Origin of the sequence: Mucilaginibacter lappiensis (genome assembly GCF_900155965.1) — a bacterium.
GTDB lineage: Bacteria > Bacteroidota > Bacteroidia > Sphingobacteriales > Sphingobacteriaceae > Mucilaginibacter > Mucilaginibacter lappiensis.
Window position 1 is genome coordinate 49537 of sequence record NZ_FTMG01000013.1, and the last position, 12819, is coordinate 62355.

Here is a 12819-nt window from a genome sequence, read left to right on the forward strand (position 1 = left end):
AGAAACTTCATTAAGTTCCTAACAATTTAACTAAAAGAAATAAATGGCTACTGCTATCAAAGTCGAAAATCCGGTTGTAGTAAAAAGATCGGGTATAAATCCTATCATCATCATAGGTGCATTATTTTTCATTTTCGGGTTTGTAACCTGGCTAAATTCTGTATTGATACCCTATTTACAAATTGCCTGTCAGCTTAATAATATCGAATCATACCTGGTTGCCAGCGCTTTTTATATCGCTTACCTGTTGATGGCCAAACCATCGGCCTGGATGCTTAACATTTTCGGGTTTAAAAATGGTATGGCGGTGGGTCTGCTGGTCATAGCTGTTGGTGCCTTGATATTTATACCTGCGGCTTTAACCAGAACTTATGCCATTTTCCTGATCGGGCTGTTTATACAGGGGTCTGGCCTGGCAGTACTCCAGTCTGCCTCAAACCCCTATATCACCATTATCGGTCCGCCCGAAAGCGCTGCCAAGCGTATCAGCATCATGGGTATTTGTAACAAATTTGCCGGGGTGCTGGCACCCATCGCGTTAGGTGCAGTAGTACTAAAAGATATCGACGCTTTTAATGCAAACCTTGCTAAGCTTAATCCTATTCAAAAAATAGCCGAACTCAATGTATTGGCATCCAGAGTAATATTACCTTACGTACTTATTGTCATCGCATTGGTTGTATTAGCTGTATTGATCTATTTTTCGGGTTTACCTGAAATTGATACCGATCATGAGGACGAAACCGTAGCTGCAGCTAATTCCAGTAAAAACAGCATCTTCCAGTTTCCGCATCTAATATTGGGAGTTATAGCCCTGTTCTTTTATGTAGGTGCCGAAGTTATAGCCGGCGATTCTATTATTAATTATGGTCGCGCGCATCATATTCCTTTATCTACGGCCAAATATTTTGCTTCCGGCACACTGGCCTGTATGGTTATTGGTTATATCGCGGGTATTGTATTTATTCCTCGCTATATTTCACAACAAAAGGCATTGGTATATTCGGCTGTTTTAGGTGTGATCTTAACAGCGGCTGCGCTGTTCGTTCCCAAATATGCATCGATAAGTTGTATAGCGCTTCTAGGTTTAGCTAATTCATTAATGTGGCCGGCTATATGGCCTTTGGCCTTATCGGGCCTGGGCAGGTTTACCAAAATCGGTTCCTCATTATTGGTAATGGGTATAGCCGGCGCGGCAGTTTTCCCGCCTATTTACGGTTTCCTGGTTGACCGGTTTAAAACAAGCCTTGGTCCCGAAGCAGCAGCACAAACCTCTTACTGGATCTTGCTGCCTATTTACCTGTTCATCCTGTATTTTGCAGCCATCGGTTACAAAAAAGGGAAGCATGTGATAGCGGTGTAAAAACATTTGTCTGAACCTTGATTTTGTGTATTTAAGGATTACCTCAATGTCATTTCGACGAGGAACGAGAAGAAATCTTATACGCCCGATAAGCCAATCGTATAAGATTTCTCCCTTCGATCGAAATGACATACTTATTTAATTACAATTCAGGCACTACCTCCTAAACCACTTCCTGCTGGCCACCAACAATCCAAACTCTTCCGAAGGATTCTTCTGCATAGATTTATGATGCATCTTATGCGCCCGGCGAATACCCATCAGGTAACGGTTATTACTTTTGAATGCCTTAAAGCGGTTGTGAATAAACCAATCGTGGAAAATAAAATAGATGATGCCATATATACTGATACCTGTACCTATCCAAAAGCGATAGTCTAAACTGATATGCCCTATCCACATCAGCCATAAAGCAAAGGCCGCGAAACCGATACTGAACAGATCATTCAACTCAAACCAACCGTGACGTTCCTGGTGATGCGTTTTGTGAATAAACCATAACGGCCCATGAAACAGGTATTTATGCATAGCCCATGACAGCAGTTCCATGAGCGCGATGGTGAGTAAGGTGACACCTATGTTTAACAGTATATTCATTGATCACAATCGAAAAGGAAAAAGCCATGTCATTGCGAGCGATAGCGTGGCAATCCCGTCGCAAGCGTATTGAACAGGAACGCGATGAGATTGCTTCGTCGTCCCACCTCGCAATGACATGATTTTTATTTTTTAAAATAGTTGCCAAAAATCGTTAAACATAAAAGCAGAAACAATTTGATTTGTTTCTGCTTTTATAAATTCTGAATATCAAAATCCGAAATCGAAAATCCGAATTCCGAAATTACATATGTATCGGCCTGTTGTCGGTAGCTGCTAAGCAGGCTTCACGCATGGCTTCGGTGTAGGTTGGGTGGGCGTGGCTCATACGCGAAATATCTTCGGCGCTGGCACGGTACTCCATGGCAACTACGGCCTCGGCTATCATATCTGCGGCCCGCGGACCTATCATGTGCACACCCAGGATCTCGTCGGTAGTGGCATCGGCCAGTACTTTCACAAAACCATCCAGATCACCACTGGCACGTGCACGGCCACTGGCTTTGAATGGGAACGATCCTGTTTTATATTTTACACCGGCTGCTTTCAATTGCTCTTCTGTCTGACCAACGGCGGCAACTTCCGGCCAGGTATAAACAACACCCGGTATCAGGTTGTAATCAATATGTGGTTTCTGACCGGCTATGATCTCGGCAACTAAAGTACCTTCATCCTCTGCTTTGTGAGCAAGCATAGCGCCTTTTATTACATCGCCAATAGCGTATACACCTTTGACGCTGGTTTCCAGATGATCGTTAACGGTAATTTTGCGACCGCGTTCTTCAACCGTAATACCAATCTTGTCCAAACCTAAACCATCGGTATAAGCCACACGACCCACGGCAACCAGGCAGTAATCGCCTTTCAGCTCTTGTTTCTCACCTTTTGGTGTATCAAAAGTTACGGTTACTTCTTTCCCCTTTACGGTAGCACCGGTCACTTTATGACCCAGGTAAAATTCCATACCCAGTTTGGTCAACACCTTTTGCAGCTCTTTACCCAAAGCTTTATCCATAGTTGGAATAATGCCATCCATAAATTCAATTACGGATACTTTGGCGCCTAAACGCGCGTACACAGAACCCAACTCCAAACCAATAACACCGCCGCCAATCAGCACCAGGTGTTTAGGAATTTCAGTAAGGGTTAATGCCTCGGTTGAGGTGATGATGCGTTTTTTATCGATCTTTAAAAATGGCAGCGCCGATGGTTTTGAACCGGTAGCAATGATCACGTTTTTACTGGTGAGCTCGGTTTCGGTGCCATCGTTCTTTTTAACAATGATGGTATTTTTATCTTTAAAAGATCCTACGCCATAATGGGTATCGATCTTATTTTTTTTCATCAGGTAAACAATACCGCTGGTATTGGCGTCAACAACTTCCTGCTTGCGTTTGATCATCTGGCCGAAATCAATTTTCAGGTTATCCAGGTTAATACCATGCGTTTTAAAGGCATGAGCGGCATTATGGTAGTGTTCAGACGAATCCAATAAAGCTTTAGATGGGATACAGCCTACGTTAAGGCAGGTACCGCCAAGGGTAGCATATTTTTCAACAATTGCGGTTTTTAAACCAAGTTGGGCACAACGTATAGCGGCTACATAGCCACCTGGGCCCGAACCGATAACGATAACATCATATTGCATAGTAGTCTATTTTGTGGTTGGCAAAGTTAATGGTTATTAGGCTATTATTTTATAGATTAAGGGTCAAAATTCGCAATACTTATCTACCCACACTTTTATCAGCGCAACCCTGTCTTTTATAAATTTCGGACCGAAAAATGGATTCGACCAATCGTCAAAGTTTTCGTATTGAAAGCCCAGGTAAAATATCCAGAACCCTACACCCAGGTATGGAATGGCCTTGATCTCCTGGTCAGATACCGGTCTCACCTCACGATAGGCCTTCACAAATATCTTAAACATACGGTCGGCCTCGTCATCGGTCAGTTTACCGGTGAATACATGCATAAAAAAATGCACAAAGAACGACATCAGGTCGTTTGCCAGGTAACCTTGCCCCGCAAAATCGAAATCAAAAAAGGTGATCTGGCCGGCATCATCAAAATGAAAGTTCTTGGGTAAAAAATCATACTGACAGTAACCGTAGCTAAATTTCTTCGTATCAAATGTATTTAGCTTTTGAATTACCTGCATTACCGTCTCTTTTAAATAGATATATTCACCTGGCAGCTCCGCAAACGCGGGCTTCAACGTTTTTAAAGGTTGAATGAGCGTGCTATCCGTAGTGTAGGCTTTTCTCTTATAATTTAGCTTTACTACCGAGGTGATGTTATGAACTGCGGCCATTTGCCTGCCTACAGTTTTTAGCTGCTCATCGTTGAGGTCTAAAACCGGTTTGCCTAAAGCATAGGAAAACACAATGCCATAGCGGGTACCTTCGGCAGCATCAAATTTTTGTATCTGGCTGCCAAAAATATCTGTAAGCGGATACGATACATTTGCACCATACTCTTTCAACATATTCAGCAATTCCACTTCGCCCTGTATCTCGGTTAAGGAGCGGTGCCGGTCGCGGTAAATTTTTAAAATGTATTTGACATCAGTTGCCTCTAAAATATAGGTATCGCTCACACCTCGCAGCAAATACTTGCAGCTTATTAGGTTTATGCCATATGCTGCCGCTACATAATCTTTTAAAGCAAGGGCAGATAAGGTGGAATACTGAGCGGGAAATGGTGTCATGGTTAAGGTAGATAATTATACAAAACGAGCTAATAAATAGTCCTGATTTTTAACTTTATTGCAACAATGATGCAATAAATAATTGAATTAATAATTTACTTGCTAAATTAGTCGTTTAAATTGACTGATCTCATGAAAAAAGTTTACCCATTATTTGTGCTGTTACTGATGTGCAGCATTAACGCTTTTGCTCAAAGCGACTATGTAAAGGAACATTTTACCAAAAAAGACGTGTACATCACCATGCGGGATGGCATCAAGCTTTTTACCTCCATTTACACGCCTAAGGATGCTTCGGCCAAAAACAAGTACCCTATTATGATACAGCGTACCTGTTACAGCGTTGCGCCATATGGCGAGGATAAATATCCGGCACGTTTGGGTCCGTCGGAAATTATAATGAAAGAGGGCTACATTTTTGTGTACCAGGATGTGCGTGGCCGCTGGAAAAGCGAAGGAACCTGGACCAACATGACCCCGGTTATTGACAATAAAAAAAGCAAAACCGATGTTGACGAAGGTTCTGACACTTATGATACCATTGACTGGCTGGTTAAAAATGTAGCCGGCAATAATGGCAAAGTTGGTCAGTATGGTATCTCCTATCCTGGTTTTTACACTGCGGCGGGTATCCTGTCCAATCACCCGGCATTAAAAGCTTCATCGCCACAAGCGCCTATTTCCGATTTCTTTTTTGATGATTTTCATCACAATGGTGCATTTCTGGAAGGTTACTTTTTCACCTTCCCGGTTTTCGGTGTTCAAAAAACAGATACCACCACCAAAGCCTGGTATACCATGCTTAAACCCGATAGCAAGGATGGTTACCAATATCTGTTGGATTTGGGTCCGCTTAAAAATGCCGACAAATTTTATCACGATAACTTCTTCTGGCAGGAAACCATCAATCACCCCAACTATGATGAGTTCTGGCAAAAACGTGGCCTTTTAAAACATTATGGCAAAGTAAAACCTGCGGTAATGTTGGTAGGCGGCTGGTTTGATGCCGAGGATTTGACCGGCCCGCTGGCTATTTATAAAACCATCAACAAAACTGATCCTAATGCTTACAATACCATTGTGATGGGTCCGTTTGGGCACGGCCGCTGGTCGCGCGAAACCGGGCACACCATGCACAGCAATGTTTATTTCGGCGATAGCATCGCTACCTTCTATCAAAAAAATATCGAAGCCAAGTTCTTCAACCATTTCCTGAAAGGTAATGGCGATAAAAACTCAGGACTGCCAAATGCCTATATGTACAATACCGGTAAAAAAGAATGGGCTACTTTTGATAAATGGCCTGCTCCAAACGCCGTTCATCAAAAAATGTATTTAGGCGCCGATGGTAAACTGGCCGACGCGCAACCAGCTGCAACCGGTTCGGTATCATTTGTAAGTGATCCGCTTAAACCGGTTCCGTACACCGAGGACAATACTACTACCATGGGCTTTACCCCGCACAATTACATGAGCGAGGATCAGCGTTTTGCCGGTAGGCGCCCGGATGTGCTGGTTTATCAAACCGATGTATTAAATGACGATGTAACCCTTGGCGGCGAGATCATGGCACATCTTAAAGTAGCCACTACCGGCACCGATGCCGATTTTGTGGTAAAACTGATTGATGTTTACCCTGCCGATGAGCCTAACAACCCATACATACCCAACAAAAACATTATCCTGGGCAATTACTGGCAAATGGTACGCTCGGAAGTAATGCCGGCACGTTTCCGCAATAGCTTTGAGAAACCCGAAGCTTTGGTAGCCAATCAAAAAACCGATGTTAACTTCCGCCTGCAGGATGTGCTGCATACCTTTAAAAAAGGTCACCGCATCATGATCCAGGTACAAAGCACCTGGTTCCCGATCATAGCGCGTAACCCGCAAAAATTTGTGGAGAACCCTTACAAGGCCAATGAAAGCGATTATATAAAAGCCACCGAAACTGTTTATAACGACAGTTTTATTGATGTGGAAGTATTGAAGTAAAACATTATACAAGCCCTTCTCCCATGGAGAGGGGCTTTTTTCTTAAAACGCCCCCCTTTTAGGGGGAATTTACGAGCAACTTATCTTTAAAAATAAACTTAATCGCAAGATATTTGTAGATTTAGGTTCATTAAACATTGACTGATCCGTTACAATGAACAACTCATCATTTATTAAACTGAATTATCAGTTTATATTGGGGGCTATCATACTATGCCTCCCGGTTATTGCCAAAGCCCAGCTTTTACAAGAGAAAGAAAAGTACACGCATGCAGATACGCTGCGGGGTAGCCTTACATCTTTTCGTACCTGCTATGATATTAACTATTATCACCTTGATGTGAAGGTTGATATCGACCAAAGGGCCATCAGCGGCAGCAATCAATTTAAATTTACCGCTACGGAAGATTTTACCAAACTCCAGTTCGATCTATTTGCCAACCTCAATATAGACAAGGTAGTATATAAAGGCAAAAACCTGCCTTATACCCGCGTGGCCAACGCTGTTTTTGTTACGTTTCCGCAAACGATTGCCAAAGGCAGTAAAGATGAATTTACTGTATACTATTCGGGCAAACCAACAGTGGCAGTTAACGCTCCCTGGGACGGTGGTTTTGTATTTAAAAAAGATTCTCTGGGTAAGCCATGGGTAGCTACTGCCTGCGAAGGTGTGGGTGCCAGCATCTGGTGGCCCAATAAAGATCACCTGAGCGATGAGGTTGACAGTATGATGATCAGCATCAGCGTGCCTAAAGGATTAAAGGATGTATCCAACGGCAGGTTGCGCAAAGTTACTCCACTCAAAGATGGCTATACCCGTTTTGATTGGTTTGTGGCCAACCCCATTAACAATTATGATGTGGTTGCCAACATTGGCGATTATACACACTTCAGCGATACTTATGATGGTGAAAAAGGCAAGCTTAGTCTTGATTTCTGGGTACTGCCTGCCAGTCTGGCCAAAGCCAAAAAGCAATTTGCCGAAAATGTAAAGCCCATGCTTAAAGCCTTTGAACATTGGTTTGGCCCCTATCCTTTTTACGAGGACGGTTATAAACTGGTGGAGACTCCTCATTTAGGCATGGAACACCAGAGCGCTACCGCCTACGGAAATCACTATTTAAATGGTTATATGGGTTATGATATGTCGGGCACAGGCTGGGGGCTTAAGTGGGATTATATTATAGTTCACGAAAGCGGCCACGAATGGTTTGGCAACAACATCACGGCTAAAGACCTGGCCGATATGTGGATACATGAAAGCTTTACCTGCTATTCCGAATCGTTATTTATTGAAAACAACTGGGGTAAAAAAGCGGGCCAGGAATACAATAAAGGACTCAGATCAGGAATTGGAAATGAGAGCCCTATTGTAGGCGTTTATAATGTAAACAAAGAAGGCTCCGGAGATATGTACCCTAAAGGTGCGGTATTGCTCAATATGGTACGTACCATTATCAACGATGATGAAAAATGGCGCGAGATACTGCGGGGTCTCAACAAAACTTTTTATCATCAAACCGTTACTTATGACCAGGTGGTTAATTATATTACCGAGCAATCGGGCAAAAAACTACTTCCTGTGTTTGACCAGTATCTGCATTATAAAAATCTGCCTACGCTGGAATTTGCTACCAGGGATGGTAAACTGCTCAGCCGTTGGATAGCTGATGTCAATGGCTTTACTATGCCCGTGCTAGTAAGAGTTAAAGGGGGCGAGTATAAATTCATTACACCTACCACCCGTTTTACGCCTGTTGCCGTTGACGGCGCTACCATTGATAATATTGAAGTTGATACATTTAACTACTATATCGGTATTCTGAGGGATTAGTATGAATATGCATTACATCAAATTCATGAGCCTGCTGATACTTTTATCTGCGGGGCAAATTACTATGGCGCAGATCAGTGTGACTAAGGTTAATAAAAGATCGATACCTGCATCTATTAAATATAAAGGAGATATTGTTAATTCGGTACGTTTTACAGACAGCGAAGGCGAGCATTTGCTGATCGCTACAGAAACAGGGATAACCGATACGAGGGGTGACAGTGAAGACGGCAACGGGCGTGATGCTGCGCTTTATGCTTATCAATATACCATAAAAAGCAACGGCAGCCAGCAGCTAAACTGGCAAATGGTTGATTTTGTGAAAGATTGCCAGGTTGACCTGGAAGCGATATACATCCCGGGAACATTTGCCGTTACGGACTTGGACAAGAATGGCAAAGCCGAGGTTTGGTTGATGTATAAAACTTTATGTACAGGTGATATCAGTCCGGGCGAAATGAAGATCATTATGCATGAAGGCGGTAAAAAATACGCCGTAAGGGGCCAAAACAAAGTTAAAGTGGGACAGGGTGAGTATGATGGAGGAAAATACACTTTTGATGATGCCTTTAAGAGCGGTCCCGAGGTATTCAGAAAATATGCCCAGGACCTTTGGAAAAAGAATATTTGGGGGCCAAGGACTGATTGATCGACAATACAAATTAATAAGTACAGCAATTTAACATGAAAATAAAATATTTATACAACATCGCGTCGGCCATTTGGGTACTGGCAGCGTTTGCTTTACCCGTTAAGGCTCAACTTGGTGCCAATCGCGAAACGTTTACCCGCGCCGATAGCTTACGCGGCAGTTTAACGCCTCTGCGCACCTGTTATGATATCAATTACTACCACCTGAATGTGAAGTTTGATATCGATCAAAAATACATCAGCGGCAGCAACCAGTTTAAGTTTACCGCTACGCAGGATTTCACCAAACTACAATTCGACCTGTTTGCTAACCTCAAGGTGGATAAGGTAGTTTACAAAGGTCAGGAATTGCCTTATACACGGGAGTTTAACGCGGTATTCATCACTTTCCCCCAAACCATAACCAAAGGCAGCGCCGACGAGTTTACCGTATTTTACTCCGGTAATCCTACCGTTGCCAAACACGCTCCCTGGGATGGAGGCATCGTGTATACTACTGATTCATTGGGTAAACCCTGGGTGGCTACCGCCTGCCAGGGAATTGGCGCCAGCATCTGGTGGCCTACCAAAGATCATCAGTATGACGAGGTGGACAGCGCTCTTATCAGCATAAGCGTACCTAATGGTTTAAAAGATGTATCAAACGGTCGCTTACGTAAGGTAACTAAACTAAAGGATGGCTATACCCGCTTTGATTGGTTTGTAGCCAACCCCATTAACAACTACGATATTGAAGCTAACATTGGTGATTATGTACACTACGATGACATATACCAGGGCGAAAAAGGTAAACTGACTATGGATTACTGGCCACTAAGCTACAACCTGAACAAAGCTAAAAAGCAATGGAATGAGAATGCCACCAAAATGCTTAAAGCATTTGAGTACTGGTTTGGCCCTTATCCGTTTTATGAAGACGGCTATAAACTGATAGAGGCGCCGCATCTGGGGATGGAGCACCAAAGTGGTACGGCCTACGGTAATCATTATCAGAACGGCTACCTGGGTCGCGACCTTTCGGGTACGGGTTGGGGCCTAAAATGGGATTTTATCGTAGTACATGAAAGCGGGCACGAATGGTTTGGCAATAATATCACCTCAAAGGATGTAGCCGATATGTGGATCCATGAAAGCTTTACCAATTACTCCGAATCATTATTTGTAGAAACCTATTATGGCAAGCAGGCCGGGCAGGAGTATGTTCATGGTACCCGCCTGGCTATCCAGAATGATCGCCCTATTGTAGGCCCATATGGTGTAAATCGTGAAGGATCTGGCGATATGTACTATAAAGGCGGTAACCTGCTTAACATGATACGCACCGTTATTAACGACGATGAAAAATGGCGCAATATCCTGCGCGGGCTCAATAAAACCTTCTATCACCAAACCGTTACTTACGACCAGGTGGTTAATTATATCACAACACAAAGTGGTATGAACCTGGCGCCTATATTTGACCAGTACCTGCATTATAAAAACATCCCTATCCTGGAGTTTTTGAGCATCAACGGCAGAATACTTTGCCGCTGGATAAATGTAAGCAGCAAAACATTCAACATGCCGGTAAGGGTTAAAGTAAAAGGCGGCGATTACAAATTCATTACCCCCACCACCAGCCTAACACCATTAAAACTGGAGGGTGCCACAGAAGATAATATCGAAGTAGATACTTTTAACTATTACATAGGGGTAGCGCGTGATTAAGTTGTATTAGGTTAAGTGGAGTGCTTTAAAAAGTGGGTTTACATGGTTTACACATTTTATGGTTTACATTTATTTATATAATTGAAAATCAATAACTTAAACTAGATTTATCATTATATTATGGGTTTACATGTAAACCATCCCGGGGCCCTCTGCGAGAGACCTGAGGGAACATAAAGTTGTATTAGTTTGTCATCCTGAAGAACGAAGAATCTGTTAGTTAAGATGCATATTCTATATATAGATCCTTCGTTCCTCAGGATGACAAAAAGCCAGAAAGCCTATTTTATTTTAAAAACAATGCAACCTATCGGCACGTGTTGCGTCTTATAAACAAATAATTAACATTAACATGAAATCACTGACCAAACTTTTATTACTTGCAGCTTTAGCAACAGGCACTGCCGGCTATACTTACGCTGCACCTGTTACTACTGTTAAAACCATACAACAAAGCACACAGGATCGTCATTTATCAGGCTTCAGGGCTATTGATCTGGCAGGCTCGTTTGATGTTTATATTACCCAGGGCTCTACAGAATCAGTAAAGGTGGAGGCCCCGGCTAATGTTATTGACCGTATTGTTACCGAAGTAGAGGGCGGCGTATTAAAAATACACAGTAAAAAAGACTCCAACTGGAATAACTGGGGGTTTGGAAATAAAAAAATGGTGATCTACGTTACCGCAAAGGATCTGAACAGTGTTTCGGTAACCGGTTCGGGCGATATCCTTTTTAAGGAAGGAATCAGTACCAACTCGTTAAAATTAAACATCACCGGATCTGGTGACATGCAGGGCAAAGTAAATGTAAAAAAACTCGAAAGCAGGATATCAGGTTCCGGCGATATGAGCCTATCGGGCCGCGCTGATGAATCAAGCGTAAGCGTAGTGGGTTCCGGCGATTTTAAAGCCCGCGAACTGGTAACTGTAAATACTGCGGTACGCGTAGCAGGCTCAGGCGATGCCACTGTAAATGCCAGCAATAAAGTAGATGCTTCTGTAAGCGGCTCCGGCGATATTCACTATACCGGCGGCGCTAAAAATATCAGCAGCTCCAAAGCCGGCAGTGGGGATATCAGCAGGCTGTAACCTCACCCTGCCCTCTCCAAAAAAGAAGAGGGTTCCTGATTAGCATTGGGTTTAAAAATAAAAGAGCGATAGAATTGATTCTATCGCTCTTTTTGTCCAATATATAAGTAAGAATCCACTCCTTTGGAGAGGGCTGGGTGAGGTTAAAACCTCGTATAAAAAGCCAGCTGAGCCACGTGGTTCAGCGTATAGGTTTCGGCCAGGTTAATGTATTGGTTAAGGTAGCCGGCTTCTACATCAAACATTTTGCTCACGCGGTAACCTACTGCAACGTAAGCACGGTTTTGATCAAAGAAGTGTTTATTCACCCGGTTTTTATTCTGAACATTAAAAAACACTTCGTTCTGCAGGGCCAGGAAAGGGCCTTTGGTAAATACGGCCGAGTCATTCTTAAACGGAATTACCCCCCTTACAAAATACCGGAAACGCTGGGCAAAATAATCGTCATTCTTGTTATTGGCCGTTTGCCCTAAAAAGCGTTGCTCCAAACGGAAACGATGTGCCACGGCTATGTGTTTACCCAACTTATGCGAGTAAGTATACTGCTGCCATATCCGTTGTTCGGGCCTGAAGGTTTTGTCGCCATTGGCAGTACGGCCATTAGTGGCTATATAGGCATAACCCAATGCCGCAACTTTGTTATTGGCAAAATAATAATTGGCCGACGGGCGCAGCAGGGTGTGTTTTAAATAACTGAGGTCGTCATGTGAGCGGAATTGCCCGTCAAATGAATAACCCCAGTGCTCCGATAGTCGCTGGCTGTGAAACCAGGCCGCCCAACCCGAAAATTGATTCTCTTGCGCCAATAGCCTTGCAGGAGCTATAAACAGTACCACAAGAAGAACCAGTAATTTGTGCTTTAATTGCATAGTATA

At 43.2% G+C, this 12819-nt stretch carries 10 protein-coding genes; 6 read left to right on the forward strand and 4 right to left on the reverse strand.

What is annotated here, in order from left to right:
* The first annotated feature begins 43 nt into the window (after positions 1–43).
* Positions 44–1363, forward strand: a complete 1320-nt coding sequence (locus BW976_RS21020; protein WP_076376164.1) for a sugar MFS transporter — start codon at positions 44–46, stop codon at positions 1361–1363.
* Positions 1364–1519: 156 nt separating this feature from the next.
* Here BW976_RS21020 and BW976_RS21025 read toward each other — a convergent pair whose 3' ends face one another.
* The 3 genes from BW976_RS21025 to BW976_RS21035 form a co-directional block, all read right to left on the reverse strand.
* Positions 1520–1960 carry a sterol desaturase family protein gene (locus tag BW976_RS21025; protein WP_076376166.1) on the reverse strand — a complete coding sequence of 147 codons (441 nt, stop codon included), beginning with the start codon at positions 1958–1960 and terminating at the stop codon, positions 1520–1522.
* A 244-nt stretch (positions 1961–2204) separates the two neighbouring features.
* Entirely contained in the window at positions 2205–3608 is a 1404-nt protein-coding gene (lpdA, locus tag BW976_RS21030) for a dihydrolipoyl dehydrogenase (RefSeq protein ID WP_076376168.1), read from the reverse strand.
* Positions 3609–3671: 63 nt separating this feature from the next.
* On the reverse strand, positions 3672–4670 hold the full coding sequence (locus tag BW976_RS21035) for a phosphotransferase enzyme family protein (RefSeq protein WP_076376170.1): 999 nt from the start codon (positions 4668–4670) through the stop codon (positions 3672–3674).
* 132 nt (positions 4671–4802) lie between these two features.
* Here BW976_RS21035 and BW976_RS21040 point away from each other — a divergent pair, with 132 nt between their 5' ends.
* From BW976_RS21040 to BW976_RS21060, 5 genes are all read left to right on the forward strand, one after another.
* The gene (locus tag BW976_RS21040) at positions 4803–6662 is read left to right on the forward strand and encodes a CocE/NonD family hydrolase (protein ID WP_076376172.1); all 1860 of its coding nucleotides are present in this window, start codon (positions 4803–4805) and stop codon (positions 6660–6662) included.
* A gap of 154 nt (positions 6663–6816) precedes the next feature.
* A complete protein-coding gene (locus BW976_RS21045; protein WP_175614152.1) occupies positions 6817–8496 on the forward strand; it encodes a M1 family metallopeptidase in 1680 nt (559 codons plus the stop codon).
* Positions 8497–8503: 7 nt separating this feature from the next.
* Entirely contained in the window at positions 8504–9145 is a 642-nt protein-coding gene (locus BW976_RS21050; RefSeq protein WP_394333030.1) for a M949_RS01915 family surface polysaccharide biosynthesis protein, read from the forward strand.
* Positions 9146–9180: 35 nt separating this feature from the next.
* Positions 9181–10854 carry a M1 family metallopeptidase gene (locus tag BW976_RS21055; RefSeq protein ID WP_076376174.1) on the forward strand — a complete coding sequence of 558 codons (1674 nt, stop codon included), beginning with the start codon at positions 9181–9183 and terminating at the stop codon, positions 10852–10854.
* A 352-nt stretch (positions 10855–11206) separates the two neighbouring features.
* Positions 11207–11944: a head GIN domain-containing protein gene (locus BW976_RS21060; RefSeq protein WP_076376176.1), complete on the forward strand. Its 738-nt coding sequence runs from the start codon at positions 11207–11209 to the stop codon at positions 11942–11944.
* A 143-nt stretch (positions 11945–12087) separates the two neighbouring features.
* On the opposite strand, the gene BW976_RS21065 is transcribed toward BW976_RS21060, so the two are convergent.
* The gene (locus tag BW976_RS21065; RefSeq protein ID WP_076376178.1) at positions 12088–12813 is read right to left on the reverse strand and encodes a DUF2490 domain-containing protein; all 726 of its coding nucleotides are present in this window, start codon (positions 12811–12813) and stop codon (positions 12088–12090) included.
* Positions 12814–12819 lie beyond the last annotated feature (6 nt).